At 39.5% G+C, this 14,657-nt stretch carries 13 protein-coding genes; 2 read left to right on the top strand and 11 right to left on the bottom strand.

What is annotated here, in order from left to right; genetic code table 11:
- The 9 genes from TR08_RS02880 to TR08_RS02840 all read right to left on the bottom strand — a co-directional run bounded on the left by TR08_RS02880 (window position 1) and on the right by TR08_RS02840 (window position 9,419).
- Entirely contained in the window at window positions 1–1,005 is a 1,005-nt protein-coding gene (locus TR08_RS02880; protein WP_045515624.1) for an ABC transporter ATP-binding protein, read from the bottom strand.
- Window position 1,006: 1 nt separating this feature from the next.
- The gene (locus TR08_RS02875; RefSeq protein WP_045515623.1) at window positions 1,007–1,921 is read right to left on the bottom strand and encodes a C40 family peptidase; all 915 of its coding nucleotides are present in this window, start codon (window positions 1,919–1,921) and stop codon (window positions 1,007–1,009) included.
- The gene (locus TR08_RS02870; protein ID WP_045515621.1) at window positions 1,914–3,014 is read right to left on the bottom strand and encodes a mandelate racemase/muconate lactonizing enzyme family protein; all 1,101 of its coding nucleotides are present in this window, start codon (window positions 3,012–3,014) and stop codon (window positions 1,914–1,916) included. The genes TR08_RS02875 and TR08_RS02870 overlap by 8 nt, the downstream gene beginning before the upstream one ends.
- Before the next feature lie 13 nt (window positions 3,015–3,027).
- Window positions 3,028–3,951, bottom strand: a complete 924-nt coding sequence (locus tag TR08_RS02865) for a S66 peptidase family protein (protein ID WP_045515620.1) — start codon at window positions 3,949–3,951, stop codon at window positions 3,028–3,030.
- 81 nt (window positions 3,952–4,032) lie between these two features.
- Window positions 4,033–5,664, bottom strand: a complete 1,632-nt coding sequence (locus tag TR08_RS02860; protein WP_045515619.1) for a peptide ABC transporter substrate-binding protein — start codon at window positions 5,662–5,664, stop codon at window positions 4,033–4,035.
- Between the two features lie 28 nt (window positions 5,665–5,692).
- A complete protein-coding gene (locus tag TR08_RS02855) occupies window positions 5,693–6,691 on the bottom strand; it encodes an ABC transporter ATP-binding protein (RefSeq protein ID WP_045515617.1) in 999 nt (332 codons plus the stop codon).
- A gap of 4 nt (window positions 6,692–6,695) precedes the next feature.
- Window positions 6,696–7,649, bottom strand: a complete 954-nt coding sequence (locus tag TR08_RS02850) for an ABC transporter permease (RefSeq protein WP_045515616.1) — start codon at window positions 7,647–7,649, stop codon at window positions 6,696–6,698.
- Window positions 7,649–8,581: an ABC transporter permease gene (locus TR08_RS02845; protein ID WP_045515614.1), complete on the bottom strand. Its 933-nt coding sequence runs from the start codon at window positions 8,579–8,581 to the stop codon at window positions 7,649–7,651. Before TR08_RS02845 ends, TR08_RS02850 begins: the two co-directional genes overlap by 1 nt.
- A gap of 13 nt (window positions 8,582–8,594) precedes the next feature.
- Window positions 8,595–9,419 carry a M55 family metallopeptidase gene (locus TR08_RS02840; RefSeq protein ID WP_045515612.1) on the bottom strand — a complete coding sequence of 275 codons (825 nt, stop codon included), beginning with the start codon at window positions 9,417–9,419 and terminating at the stop codon, window positions 8,595–8,597.
- A 304-nt stretch (window positions 9,420–9,723) separates the two neighbouring features.
- Here TR08_RS02840 and TR08_RS02835 point away from each other — a divergent pair, with 304 nt between their 5' ends.
- On the top strand, window positions 9,724–11,196 hold the full coding sequence (locus TR08_RS02835; protein WP_045515610.1) for a TerD family protein: 1,473 nt from the start codon (window positions 9,724–9,726) through the stop codon (window positions 11,194–11,196).
- Between the two features lie 41 nt (window positions 11,197–11,237).
- Here TR08_RS02835 and selB read toward each other — a convergent pair whose 3' ends face one another.
- Together selB and coaW are read right to left on the bottom strand one after the other, a co-directional pair.
- Window positions 11,238–13,124: a selenocysteine-specific translation elongation factor gene (gene selB, locus TR08_RS02830; RefSeq protein ID WP_081954325.1), complete on the bottom strand. Its 1,887-nt coding sequence runs from the start codon at window positions 13,122–13,124 to the stop codon at window positions 11,238–11,240.
- 71 nt (window positions 13,125–13,195) lie between these two features.
- Window positions 13,196–14,002 carry a type II pantothenate kinase gene (coaW, locus tag TR08_RS02825; protein WP_045515608.1) on the bottom strand — a complete coding sequence of 269 codons (807 nt, stop codon included), beginning with the start codon at window positions 14,000–14,002 and terminating at the stop codon, window positions 13,196–13,198.
- Window positions 14,003–14,167: 165 nt separating this feature from the next.
- Between coaW and TR08_RS02820 the strand changes: the two genes are divergently transcribed.
- Window positions 14,168–14,593 carry a hypothetical protein gene (locus tag TR08_RS02820; RefSeq protein ID WP_045515606.1) on the top strand — a complete coding sequence of 142 codons (426 nt, stop codon included), beginning with the start codon at window positions 14,168–14,170 and terminating at the stop codon, window positions 14,591–14,593.
- Window positions 14,594–14,657: the final 64 nt, after the last annotated feature.

The following is a 14,657-nucleotide window of genomic DNA, read 5'->3' as shown; positions in this document are numbered from 1 at the left end:
CTACCTAGTAACTGCAACCTGTGAATAATCATGGTCACCAGTTTTGTTTTTATCATATAAATGACATGCTAGGAAATGGTTTACTTCTACTTCCTTCCAGTTTGGTTTTTCAACAGAGCAAACCTCCATCGCCATAGGGCAGCGTGTTTGGAAGACACAGCCGCTTGGTGGATTAATTGGGCTTGGCAGCTCTCCCATTAAAATAATCCGTTCTCGCTGATCCTCAATGTCAGGATCTGGAATCGGAATCGCAGACAACAACGCCTGAGTATATGGATGCATCGGTTTCTTATACAACTCACTGCTATCTGTTAACTCAACTAAATGCCCTAAATACATAACCCCAATTCGATCACTTATTTGTTTCACCATTGAAAGGTCATGGGCGATAAATAGATATGTTAACCCTTTTTCCTTCTGAAGACGTTTTAATAAATTCACAACTTGTGCCTGGACTGACACATCAAGAGCAGATATCGGTTCATCTGCGATAATAAACTCTGGATCTAATGCGAGAGCACGGGCTATGCCAATCCTCTGACGCTGCCCACCGCTGAATTCGTGTGGATAGCGATCGGCATGATTGCGATTTAACCCAACATCCTCTAGTAATTGATAGACACGTTTTAGTCGGTCTTGTTTATTAGGGTACAAGCCATGAACTTCCATGGGCTCGGATATGATTTCTCTTACTGTTGATCTAGGATTTAATGATGCATACGGATCTTGAAAAATCATCTGCATTTGCCGGTGAAAGTTATGTCTTTCCTTGGACTTCAAAGTATGAATGTTTTTTCCATTAAAAATAACTTCTCCTTCGGTTTGGTCATAGAGTCCAATAATGGTTCTCCCAGCAGTAGACTTCCCACAACCTGATTCACCCACAATCCCAAAGGTTTCCCCTTTGTTGATATGGAAGGAAACACCATCCACCGCTTTTAAGATTTCATTTTTTCCTAAATGAAAATGTTTTTTCAAATTGTTTACTTGTAATAATTTCACCATTCTATGCCTCCGTCTCAACCCAATAGCGCCTTGCTGCACAAAGTTCTCGTTCATAGATTGTTCCTGCTAATGAAATAATTTCAACCGTCTTTCCTGTATTTGGGGAATGGAGTAATTTTCCGTCACCATAATAAATTCCAACATGATGAATCCTACCCTTTCCTTCTTCATAGGCAAAAAAGAGCAAATCACCTGGTTTTATTTCTTCTGTACTGACTTGTTCCCCTGCATTTGCTTGGTCATGTGCATCACGGGGAATGATATACCCATTTGCTTTACACATGGTATAGCTGAAACCTGAGCAATCATATCCGTAGCTGCTCATTCCACCCCATAAGTATGGAAGATTAAGAAATTTTTCACCATCGGAAACGATTTCAGTTCCATTGCCTTTAAAGCGATTGGTTAGAGATTCAGAAAGGGTAACATGTTCTGAGCTCAGTAAACCTGTCCCATCAGGAGTTTTTACAATAACCTTCCCATCCGCCTCTTTTATTAGTGGGAGGATGGTTTGATAAGAAAGTTCCATTTTTGTTTCTTTATATAAAACTGTTTTCGGATTCGTTACTACAACAACTGGACCTTCTTTTATATTCCAGTCCAATGGACATTTTACCAATTGAGATGAGGGAACCCAGCCAGGATAGCCTTTTACATTTTTTGATGTTGGTTGATCCGGGATGATAACATGGACCCAATTCTCAATCTCTTCGATTACGACGACCTCTTCGCCATATAAAAGCTGGGTTTGGACGAGGTTTTGTTCGCACAAACCAAGTCTTGTTTCAAATGTTAAACCTTCTAACCATCGATCGATATCGACCGGATTGCTGATAGCTGCCACATCCAATTCTCGTGCAGAATTATGAGATGTCCAGACAGTAGCTACCGGGACGTTTACAAGTCGTTTATCCAACCGTTACCCCTCCTTCTATCGTTACATGCTTTATTCCAAGGCCTGGACAATCTGGAAGTGTGATGAATCTATTATTATAATGAATACCTCCATCAACTATTTCCTTCGCCAGCATGAGTGGTGCATCAAAATCAAATCGAGTTATATTTTGTTTGCTTGCCGCAAAATGAGCGGCAGCCGTAATCCCAAGGCGTGTTTCAATCATGCTGCCAACCATGCACTCTACACCACAAGTTTCAGCTAACTGGTTGATAATCTGAGCTTGATAGATTCCTCCCGCTTTCATCAGCTTAATGTTAATTAAATCTGCACTTCTCGTCTTTAAAACTTGGAATGCCTGTTTGGGTGTAAATACACTTTCATCTGCCATAATCATCGTATCAACCGAATCGGTAACTTGTTTAAGCCCCTCCAGATCGTCCGCTTTCACAGGTTGTTCGACTAATTCTATTCGTAAATCACTATCCTCCATTTTGCGAATGGTCCGAATCGCATCCTTTGCGGTCCAGCCTTGATTGGCGTCCAACCGTATTTTTATAGCATTGCCCACTCTTTTTCTAATTTCCTTGATTCGCTCTAAATCCTTGGAGATATCATCTTTCCCAACCTTTACCTTTAGAACATTAAACCCTTTTTGAATATAGGATACAGCATCGTCACCCATTTCTTCAGGACCATTCACACTAACGGTAAAATCTGTCTCCAGCTCTTTCTTGTGCCCGCCAAGGAACTGGTAAAGCGGAAGTCTGCAAAACTGGGATAAACAATCATATATAGCCATATCAATCGCTGCTTTCGCACTTGTATTTCCTACCATGATTGTTTTTAGTCCTTGAAAAATTAATTCATAGTTTAGGAGACTTTTATTTTCTAGAAAAGGTTTAATGATCTGGATAATCGCTGATTCAATACCTAACAGACTATCACCCGTAATGACCACGGTCGGTGGTGCCTCTCCCCAGCCAGTAATTCCATTATCACATTTTACTTTCACAAAAATCGCTTCTGCTGTTGTTACCGTTCTTAATGCCGTTTTAAAAGGTTTGATGAGCGGAACGGCTGCACGAAATGTTTCAATTTCCTTAATAATCATCTTTTTTCCCCCTTTAGACAATTCCACTTTCAACTATTAATCTTTTCTCATTCGTATTTAAGGTAGCCTGAACTCCCAAGGGAATGGATACATGTGGATTACAATGTCCCATCAAGAATCCTTTTAATGCCGGTTTATTGGCCGACAGGACATAATGGTTAATGACTTCTTCGAGTGTTAAAGAAGGATCCCTTTTTGATGTACAATCACAAAAATCACCAATAACGATGCCATTTACATCATCTAGCTTTCCAGCCATTTTGAGTTGATTCAGCATCCGGTCTACCGATCTCGGTTCTTCATTCACATCTTCAATAAATAAGAGTTTCTCTTTCGTATCTATTTCATATGGAGTTCCAAGGGTGCTGACTAATAGCGATAAATTCCCGCCAATTAGCTCACCACTAGCAACACCCTCAACCAATGTTTCCAAAGAAGAAAAAAGTTTGGAATAAACTACGTCAGTTGGCTCAAATAATTGCTGAAAACCTTCTTTTGATAATGGATGTACGTCCTCCTTACCAATATCCGATCCCAGCATTGGTCCATGAAAGGTTATCAGACCTGTTTCTTGCCTAATAGCAGTATGTAAAAAAGTAATATCACTATAACCCCAGAAAATTTTGGGGTTTGCTTTAATCATTTCGTATTCTATATTTGCTGCCAATCTCGCAGTTCCATAGCCACCACATGCACAAAAAATGGCCTCCACTTCAGAATCGAGAAACATAGCATGTAAATCATCTAGCCTTTCTTGATCGGATCCTGCTAAATAGCCATAGATTTTTTCTACACTCTTGCCAACCTTTACCCGCAGCCCTAATCCCTTTAAAAACTCTATTCCGCTTTCGAGATTTTTTTTGTTTGGCGGGCTAGCCGGAGCAATGACTCCAACTGTATCCCCTTTGATTAGACGGTTTGGCTTTAGTAATCTCATCAAAACACCCTTTCTGCCTTTCTATCAGTCTAGATTATTAGGATAAAAGGGATGTTCAAGCGAACATCCCTTTTCCTTGATTTACTTTTTATCCGCGGACTTTAATTCTAAGTATCCAACTGGATGACGGACGATTCCTGTTACAGCTTTATTTTGTAAATACACTTGGTTATAGAAGTGAATTGGAATAATCGGTGCTTCTTCAAAGAGTATCTTTTCAGCTTGGTACATTAATTCAAAACGCTTCTTTTCATCCGCTTCATTTTTTGCATCCTTAACCAATTGGTCAAATTCTGCATTGCTCCATCCTGTACGATTCATAGAATGTCCCGTTTGGAAGTTTTCCACAAAGTTGATAGGGTCTGCATAATCTGCTAGGAATGAACTGCGTGACAATTGGAACTTTAATGCTTTTTGGTCTGTTGCAAATACATTTGATTCCATATTTGCCAACTTAACATCAACAGCTAAATTTTCTTTAAACATTTGCTGAAGAGCCTCAGCTATTTTCTTATGTGAATCAAGAGTGTTATAGGTTAAGGTAACTTCAGGAAGTGTTGTATATCCTTCCTCTTCCATTCCCTTTTTCAAAAGCTCTTTCGCTTGTTCTACATTCGTTTTAATTAAATCACCATTTTTTTCACGGAAGTCTTTGCCTGATGCGTCCTTAAAGCCGTAGGAAACAAAACCATAAGCAGGCTTTTCTTTATTTTTTGTAACTAGTTCTACAATCTGCTTCTGGTCAACCGCCATTGCAAATGCCTTACGGATATTAACATTTTGGAAAGGTTCCAAATTTACATTAAAACGATAGAAATACTCACCTGCTTGATCCTCTACTTTCACGTCGCCTTCTTTAAATAAAGAATCGGCTAAATCTGCAGGAACGTCCGAAGTATCAAGCTCACCTGTCTTGAACATTTGATATTCCGTATTGGTATCATCAACCATCGCCCAATGGATTTTATCCAATTTTACATTTTTGGCATCCCAATATTTGTCGTTCTTTACCATTGTGAAATCACTATCATGGTTCCATTCCGCTAATGTAAATGGACCATTACCTACGAACGAGTCCGCTTCAGAAAACCATTCTGGATTGGCAGTTGCTACTTTTTCGTTGATTGGGAAAAACGCCGGATTAGCAATAACACTTAAGAAATAAGCCTGTGGACTTGTAAGCGTTACTTCAAACGTTTTCGTATCAACAGCATTTACTTTAACATCGTCTGCTGTTCCTTTTTCTGTATTAAAGGCTTCTCCACCTTCAATAAAATAGCCTAAAAATGCTGCTCCAGACCCTGTTTTTGGATTCAAAAGCCGTTTCCATGCAAATACAAAGTCACCTGCAGTTAAATCATCACCATTGGACCATTTTGCATCTTCACGGATGTGGAAGGTATAGGTTTTCCCATCCTCTGATACATCCCATTTTTCTGCAGTTGCTGCTTTTGGCTGGTGATTTTCGTCTAAACGGGTTAAACCTTCCATGATATTGTTTAAAGCATTCCATGATACAGCATCAAAACCGATTGGCGGGTCAAAGGATGTAGGCTCTTGTCCGTTGTTAAGATATAGGACTTTTTCAGCTTTTTCCTTAGAATCACCTTTTCCATCATCCTTTGGCTCGCTTCCAGCATCGCTATTTGCTGTACATGCTGCTAAAGAAAATAACAACAAAATTGAGACCAACATCGTAATAAACTTTTTCATCTTTTTCCCCCTAGTAAATGTTTTTTATTTAAACAAACGTTGAAACCAATTTTTTGGCCCGTTCATCCTGCAGCCAGCAATCAACATGGTGATTGTTACTAAGAGAGGATTGAACCGGGTAGACTCTTTCACAAACTTCCATTGAATACTTACAGCGTGCTGCAAAGGCGCAGCCTATTGGAGGTGAAAATAAGTCAGGCGGTGTTCCTGGGATTGGGACTAATTCAGCTTTTTCAATATCTAAACGTGGTACAGATTGAAGCAGCCCCATCGTATACGGATGCTGAGGGCGATAAAAGATTTCCCTCCTGCTCCCTATTTCCACAATCTTACCGGCATACATAACTGCAACTCGATCAGCAACTTGGGCAACTACCCCTAAGTCATGAGTGATTAGAATAATCGAGACACCTGTTTTTTTCTGAATATCACGGAACAACTCCAAAATTTGTGCTTGTATCGTTACATCCAGAGCAGTAGTCGGTTCATCGGCAATTAACACGTCAGGACTGCACACGAGCGCCATCGCAATCACAATCCGCTGGCGCATCCCTCCGCTAAACTGATGGGGGTACTGCTTTAATCGTGCTTCGGGACTAGGAATACCAACAAGTTGGAGCATTTCAACAGCAGCCTTTTTAGCCTCGGCCCTTGTTATCTTTTCATGTTCCATGATTCCTTCCATAATTTGCTCACCAATGGTAAGTGTTGGATTTAAAGCAGTCATTGGATCCTGAAAAATCATTGATATTTTAGCACCGCGAATTTTCCGCAGTTCAGGTTCTTTTAACTTGATTAGGTCCATATTATTAAAAAGGATTTCCCCGTATGTGATTCTCCCTGGCGGATCAGGAATCAGTCTCATGATACTTTGGGAGGTTACACTTTTCCCACAACCGGATTCACCGACTATTGCGAGCGTTTCCCCCTTATGTAAATCAAAGCTGACCCCGCGTACGGCCTTTACCTCACCGCCGTACGTTGAAAAGGATACTTGAAGGTCCTTAACCTGAAGAATTTTTTCCATGATGTTACCTCCTCAGTTTCGGATCAAGGGCATCCTGCAGCCCATCACCCAAAACATTAAATGCAAACATTGTTAATGATATAAAAAGTGTTGGGAAAAACAATCGCCACCAGTAGCCTGATAGAATCGTAGACAAGCCATCATTCGCCATAACACCCCAGCTTGCATGCGGCGCCTGGATTCCAAGTCCGATGAAGCTTAAAAAAGCTTCCGCAAAAATGGCGGACGGAATTGTAAGGGTCATTTGAACAATGATTGGGCCCATTGTATTTGGTAAAAGATTTTTACGAATAATCCGGGCTGTTTTTGTCCCAAATGTTTTGGATGCCAATACAAATTCATAGTTTTTAATTTGCAAGACTTGTCCCCGGACAATTCTTGCCATTCCAACCCATCCTGTTATCGACAGCGCGAGGATAATCGTTGTTAATCCAGGTCCAATTACTACCATGACTAAAATAACAACAAGTAAATAAGGGAGACCATATAAGATCTCTACGAATCTCATCATCAGGTTATCGGTTTTACCTCCTTTGTAACCAGAGATTCCTCCATAAACAACACCAATAATAAAGTCAATGAGTGCCGCAACTAAACCAACAAATAGAGAAATACGGGCACCATAGGCCGTTCTTGTAAACACATCTCTTCCTAAATCATCCGTCCCAAACCAAAATTCACTGGATGGTGGCAGATTTTGTAAGGTCAATTTTTGGGTTTCTACCGAATGAGGTGAAATAATTGGACCAAAAATAGCGAATAAAGCTAGCAGAACCAAGAAAGCCATCCCTGACATTGCTAGTTTATTTTTTAAAAGCCGGTACCAGGAATCCTTCCAGTATGACAGACTGGGTCTTACGACAGCTTCTGCTTCTGATTGATTTTGTACCTTCCTGACAAACCATTCATCTGGAACACCAGGCGAAATATTCCGTTCTTCCTGTTTACGTAGTTCCATTACTTCGCCTCCTTTTTGTGGAGTTTGATTCTTGGGTCCAATACTCCGTATGCGAGATCGACTAAAAAAAGCATGAGAATCAAAATTGCACTATAAAAAACGGTAGTACCCATAATGACTGGAAAATCCCGGTTATTAATACTATCAACAAAGTATTTTCCCATCCCCGGAATCGCAAAGATTTTTTCGATTACGAACGTCCCAGTTAAAATACTTGCAGCTAATGAGCCTAAGACCGTCACAACTGGCAGAAGAGCATTTCTTAAGGCATGTTTGAAAACAATCTTTACTGGTGATAATCCTTTGGCTTTTGCAGTCCTAATATAATCCTGTGTTAGTACCTCAAGCATACTCGTACGTGTTAACCTCGCAATAATCGCCATTGGGCCTGTTGCCAAAGCTAACGTTGGCAGCACCATATGTTTCGGGCTTGTCCAGGTGGCTACTGGAAAAATCGGAAAATTAACCGCTAATTGTTCAATTAAAAACGTAGCCATTACAAAGTTTGGTATCGAAATCCCTAGGACAGCAATACTCATCGAAAGATAGTCAATCACTCCATTATGACGCAATGCGGCAATAATCCCGAGCGTAATTCCAGAGATGACCGCAAGGATAAGGGTATAAAATCCAAGTTCAAAACTAACCGGAAATCCCCTTCCAAGCATTTCATTTACAGTCTGTGAAGATTTTTTAATTGATGGACCAAGGTCTAGGTGCAGGAGTGCTGTTAAGTAGTTTCCATATTGGACTAAGAGAGGTTCGTCTAGGTGATAATAAGCTTCGAGGTTTTTTTGGATAGCTTCATTGGTTGTTCTTTCTTCATTAAAAGGTGATCCAGGTACTGAGTGCATTAAGAAGAATGTCCCGGTTATAATGAGCCATAGAGTAATAATCATGGCAATAAATCGTTTGATAAAATATGTATTCATGCTTTGTCCTTTCCTAACAGAATGTTGTTCTCATCGCTAATTCAGTCATAACAAGCATTGCTTGATACGCTTCTAAAATATTTTTGGCTTGAAAACGGACAATCGTTGTTCCAGGTACGATTTCTGTTCCTGGCATTAGGTTGGCCCACTCTGCTTGTCCATAGTTTGCAAATTCAATTCCTACCAAGGGACGATCAGGAGGGGTAAGCGGCTTTACAGTTCCTTTATTTCTTAATGCGTAAGCGGTCTTTTCACGAACGAGTTGTCCTGCTTTTATGGGTGTTAAAGATTTTGCAGCAGACCGTGAAATAGACTCTTTTACTACAGCTGTTGTGACATTGGGAATAAGTTTTTTGGCCTCATTTGCAGCGCCATCATCACCTGCTACCATTAACACAGGTACATCAAAATATCCTGCAACATAGGCATTAAACCCTAATTCTCCAACTGCCGCATCATTAATGTACATATTTCGGACTCCAAATATCATTGAATGGGACATTACTCCTTTTAAAGAAGCACGGGCATGATAGCCAACAAAGATGGCTCCATCAAAAGATTCATCCAAGCCCTGAACCATCGAAAAAGGCTTCACATCACCCGTAATAAGTTGTGTTTCAGGATGCAGCCTTTCGATTAACAGATTATTCATTTTGGAATGGCTGTCATTAACAACTACCTCCTTCCACTCTTGCTCAAAAGCTGTTGTTACAACATGGTTTGCCTCATCTGTCATAATGATTCGGCTCCGTTCATAATTATGCTTGTTGGAATCGACATGGGTGTGGTCGACTAGACCTGTTATTCCTTCCATATCTACGGATACATATAACTTCATAATTAACCCCCTATTAAGAAATTCTTAATTTTCTTAAAATTATAAATTATTATTCTACTTTTTTCAAATTATTTTTAAAATATAATTTCAAAATGGTTCTCGCTAAAGAAAACTTGGATGATCTAGTTTCCTGTTTCAGGACTTGCAATATAGATGGAATGAAAAAATATTAATTTTGAAACTTTATCATCACTTACCTCGTAGTGTTATAGTAAGAGAAATAATTGAAAGTAATTTCAATCTTCTACATAATTAGGTTTATAAATGAATATAGGAATAATAAACATGATAAGGAGTGGAAAATTTGGGAGTTACGCTTAGTAAAGGACAAAAAGTTGATTTAACAAAGTCACATCCTGGTCTGCAAAATGTTGTCGTTGGTTTAGGATGGGATATTGCACATAATGGTTCTAACTTTGATTTAGATGCCTCCACCTTTTTATTAGGGCAAACCGGTAAGGTTCAAAGTGATCAAGATTTTATTTTTTATAATAATCCATCTGGAGGCAATGGCTCGATTAATTACAGTGGGGATAACCGAAATGGTGAGGGCGAACGGGATGACGAACAAATCCGAATTAATTTACAAAGTGTTCCTAGCCACATCCATCGGATTGCTTTTACGATTACGATTCATGACGCACAAGTGAAGCAGCAAAACTTTGGACAAATCTCTAATTCATACGTGCGCATCTTTAATGAACAAACAAATGAGGAACTACTTCGTTTTAACCTTGGCAAAGATTTTACTGTTGAAACAGCTATTGTAGCGGCAGAACTTTACCGTCATAACGGAGAATGGAAATTTAATGCGATTGCCAGTGGTTTTCAAGGTGGACTGGCAGCTTTGTGCCGCAATTTTGGGGTAAGCGTTGATGATCCAACTCCAATACCAACACCACCGCCTGTTCAACAAAATTTATTTAACAACAATCAGAACCAACTAAATAACAATCAAAATCAATTTAACAATCAGAACCAAATTAACAACCAAAATTCATTTAATCAAAATCAATACAGTGCTAACCCATACCAGCAAAACCAACAGCCTCAGCGAATTCATTTACAGCCGGAATCTTCCTATTCGCAGCCAGCTTTTGGATATCCAACACAAACCTCAGCGCCGAACACCAATCGTACATATGGGGACGATATTCATTGCCCTCGCTGTAGCTCATCAAATATCCGAACAGGGCAAAAGGGATTTGGTTTGGGTAAAGCAGCAATTGGTGGTTTAATTCTTGGACCTGTCGGTTTGCTAGGTGGATTTATTGGTAAAAACCAATTAAAACTTACTTGTAACAGCTGTGGAAACACATGGTCCCCAAATCAAACAGACTATGCGGAATGGGCAAATCAATCAAAAAGAAAAGCTCAGGAATTGTTTAATCGTTACAAGAGCCAGGATGTTTTAGAGGCAGTGGTAGCAGCATGTGCATTGGTCTCCATGGCAGACGGGTACCTGGACGCTACGGAACGACAAAAAATGATTGAATTTGTAAATTCCAGTGAAGAGCTACGCGTATTTGATAGTACCAAAGTCATCCAAAGATTTAATTACTTTGTTTCACGTATCGAAGCAGATCGGATGATTGGCAGAGCGGAAGCCTTCAGAGCATTAGGAAAAATAAGATCAAAACCAGAAATAGCCCGTTTAGTTGCTCGCTACTGTATTGCCATTGGGTATGCAGACGGCAATTTTGACCACAATGAAATGCAAATGGTCAGTGATATTTGCCGCGAGCTAGGATTAAATCCTGGGGAGTTCCTTTCATAAAAGAAAAAAGCCTCAATCCATTCTCGGGATTGAGGTTTTTCTTACTTATTTTGCCAGACTCGTTTATTTTCAACTCGTTTGGTAATCCCCTTAGAATCCAATCTTTCTAAAAATGGAATCATATATTTGCGCGAAAGGTCTAGAATTTCTTTCGCAGCGCCCACCTCAAACTCTTCTCCGGTACCACTTCGAAGTTTCTCGACAGCTTCTTTAAAGACCTCGCCGTGATATGCAAATTGTTCATCCAAATGGACTACTAATTCTTGCTCTTCAAGAAAACGTCTCAGGTCCGCCTCTAAATGGTCTGGTATTCCTGAATCCGAAAAATAGTCCTTATAATAACGAACCTTTAGCGCGTCCTTATTTAATTCCATAAGCATGTTTTCAGCCCGTTTTTGCCAGCTTTTCGGTACTTCCGGAACAAAGCTTGGTAACGAAACAAACTGTTCTTTTCGATTAAATACCCCATTTGCGATCCCATTTTCAACAACGAAATCAAGTAGCGATTTTGGGAACCTCCTTTGCATGGATTGCAATAGCTCAGCCTTATTAATACCTTGTTTCATTGAGTGTGTTTTATGGAACTCTTGCAGGCGGTCATAGATGTCTTCTTCGATCGAGTTAATTAACATTTTGAGTGTAAACTCTTTCGTATTAAATAAAACAAAATCGTCATCTTTCAAAAACTCATTCAATGTTTCTTCATCCAGCGCAGTGCGTTTTATTAATTCCCCTAAGGTTAAGCTTTTTGTTTCAAAAATGGCAGCGGTAATCCGTTCCTTTGGTGATCCAACCTTTTTCTTTTCCAAATCTTCAATCGTTTGATTACCAAATCGATATTTATTTCCTCTCGGATCGATAACCCAGCCGCCACCAATCGTTTCTTGTGGGCTCGGACGTCGTAAAATAAAGCGATCACCTCGTTTAGTAAGAATTTCTTCCTCCAAACGAAGCTGACATAGTATTTCACCGTTTTCTTCCTTAATCTCGTTTCTATCAAAAAAGACAATACGTCCCATTACTTCTGTGGTTCCAATATGGAGCTTAATTGGCATTCTTTGTTTAACCAAATAATCGAGATCTTCAACAACTCTTATCGCTACATCCACTGTTTTAGTAACAATAAAGTGCTCCGACGAAACCAAAACATCTCCGCGTTCTAGGTCTTCCTTCGAGACTCCCGCAAGATTGATGGCAGTACGCTGCCCCGCAAAAGCCTTTTGTGCTTGCTTATGATGAACCTGAATCTGTCTCGCTTTAACTTCCAGACCTTTTGGCATGATCTTAAGCGTTTTTCCCTCTTCCACAGTTCCTTCATAAACCGTTCCACGAACAACTGTCCCTTGACCCTTTACGGTAAATACCTGGTCAATGGGGAGGCGGAAAGCCCCTTTTGCATCTCTCATTTCTTGTTCTTTGAGCTTTTTGATAATTAAATCTTTTAATTCCTCTATACCCTTTTTTGATAGGCTGTCCACAAGTACAAACGGGGCACACTCAAAGACGCTGCCTGTTAGTTCTTCTAAGATATCATCTTTTACAAGCTCAATAAATTCTTCATCGACCCGGTCAATTTTAGAAATCGCAACCAGCCCGTTTTTTACACCTAAGAATTTTAGGATGTCTAGGTGCTCTCTTGTTTGCGGCATTACGCCTTCATCTGCTGCAACAACCAGTACAACAAGGTCAATTCCAGCAACTCCAGCAATCATTTGCCGGATAAAGCGCTCATGTCCTGGTACATCGATAACTGAAATTTGAATTTCCTGATCCTCATATAATGGGGCAAATCCGAGTTCAATCGAGATTTGTCGTTCTTTTTCTTCTTTTAATCGATCAGTATCCACATTGGTCAATGCTTTCGTCAATGAGGTTTTACCATGATCTATATGTCCAGCCATGCCAATTGTAAAATATCGTTTTTCCACCGTTACACCTACTTTTTTGGGTCTTCCTTCTTACTTTATCTTTAAAGATCTCATAGTTCAAGAGAACATTTTTAGACAGTTAAATAGGCCCCAATCGCACCGGAATATTCTCCCTTTTCTAAAAATACAGGGGTTAAACCTACCATTTTCATATAAAAATCTAGAGATATTCTTAATGAAGGATTGCCAACAACTGCACTACCAACAATCACAGCACTTTTTACCTGATGAATAGCAGCTGCCTGTGAGGTTAACAATACAATGGTTTCAGCTATCATATTAGATAGTGATGCCAATCGATCTGCTTCTGTATGGTTCAGTTTTTTACCTTTTGCAAAGTTCGCCGCTGTTAAGTCACCATTAATGGGACTCTCAGACGATTCATAAATATCCTTAACAAGCAAATCGACATTTCCTTTATTTCCTTCATTGGCGAGGATTGTAAGCTGTTGATAGCCCTGTGCTTGTGTTAAAAATGAACCAAGACCGGTAAATGTGCCTCCACCTATACCACTGCCTAGAATTCGCTCCACCTTTTCCCCATTCACTATATGCCACGAAGTCCCTGTTCCAATATTTACGATTAAATAGTTTTCTTCGATACTTTTATTCTCACGTGCCAGTAAAAAGCGTGCACCCTCACAGGTTGCTTGAAATTCAGGAATAACGATACTTCCTTGAAAATGCTTTTTTTGTATCACACTTGCTTTTCCACCAGTTAAAGAGACCTTTAAGGAAGGAGCAGATATATTTATCCACGAAATGGCTGAATCCAATTGGTTAATTGAAAACTTTTTAAAATGCATTCTCTCATTTTCCTGATAAACAATTTTGATTAACGAACCTCCAGCATCAATTCCTGCAGTACTCTGTTTCATATCTTCCCCACTCCTTCAAAAGTGCTAGTTTCATTACTAATTTGACATGAAACGATTTTATCCTGCTTTTCTTTTCATCAATCCTCCATATTCAGACGGTACAAAGGCACTAATTTTGTGCTATGTTGTAGAAAAGAATTCTATTACAACAAAGGAAGATTTCAAATGAAGAGAATCGCTTGGACTATTGTTTTCGGACTGATCCTGTTAGTCGGATGTCAAAACACTGAAACTAAAGAAGAATCAAAACCAACTGAACAAAATCAACAGAAGGCATCAACAAAAACGGAAACGAATACTACTTTTCCTTATCCTAATCTATTATCTGATAGTAAAAAATCCTATTCACTTCTAGTTATCGGGGATAATGAAAATCCAATTGAAGATAACAAAAAGATCATTGAAAAAGTGAATGATATTTTGAGTCTACCTGAGCTCGAAATGGCTCAGAAGGCATATCCAGAGCTTAAAATTAAGACAGAACCGGCTTATATCCTATTTGACCAAGCTGGGGTTGCTTTTCAAGGAAAGAATCTTAAAGAGTTAACAACTTATCTAGAAAAAAATAATTCAAATAGAGTAGGCGCATGAAAAATTCATGCGCCTCTCACAGTTCCGTACGTGCGGGTCATCGCATACGGCTCCTCCACGTTTA

It is taken from the genome of Neobacillus niacini (assembly GCF_000759675.1).
Lineage (GTDB): Bacteria > Bacillota > Bacilli > Bacillales > Cytobacillaceae > Neobacillus > Neobacillus niacini_A.
Note: the sequence above shows the minus strand (reverse complement) of the source record. Positions and strands in the feature narration are given on the sequence as shown.

Bases quoted from the DNA above. Each gene is read 5' to 3' on its own strand.
- TR08_RS02880 (WP_045515624.1), bottom strand. From the start codon at position 1,005: ATGGTGAAATTATTACAAGTAAACAATTTGAAAAAACATTTTCATTTA.
- TR08_RS02870 (WP_045515621.1), bottom strand. From the start codon at position 3,014: ATGATTATTAAGGAAATTGAAACATTTCGTGCAGCCGTTCCGCTCATC.
- TR08_RS02865 (WP_045515620.1), bottom strand. From the start codon at position 3,951: ATGAGATTACTAAAGCCAAACCGTCTAATCAAAGGGGATACAGTTGGA.
- TR08_RS02860 (WP_045515619.1), bottom strand. From the start codon at position 5,664: ATGAAAAAGTTTATTACGATGTTGGTCTCAATTTTGTTGTTATTTTCT.
- TR08_RS02855 (WP_045515617.1), bottom strand. From the start codon at position 6,691: ATGGAAAAAATTCTTCAGGTTAAGGACCTTCAAGTATCCTTTTCAACG.
- TR08_RS02850 (WP_045515616.1), bottom strand. From the start codon at position 7,649: ATGGAACTACGTAAACAGGAAGAACGGAATATTTCGCCTGGTGTTCCA.
- TR08_RS02845 (WP_045515614.1), bottom strand. From the start codon at position 8,581: ATGAATACATATTTTATCAAACGATTTATTGCCATGATTATTACTCTA.
- TR08_RS02840 (WP_045515612.1), bottom strand. From the start codon at position 9,419: ATGAAGTTATATGTATCCGTAGATATGGAAGGAATAACAGGTCTAGTC.
- coaW (WP_045515608.1), bottom strand. From the start codon at position 14,002: ATGAAACAGAGTACTGCAGGAATTGATGCTGGAGGTTCGTTAATCAAA.
- TR08_RS02820 (WP_045515606.1), top strand. From the start codon at position 14,168: ATGAAGAGAATCGCTTGGACTATTGTTTTCGGACTGATCCTGTTAGTC.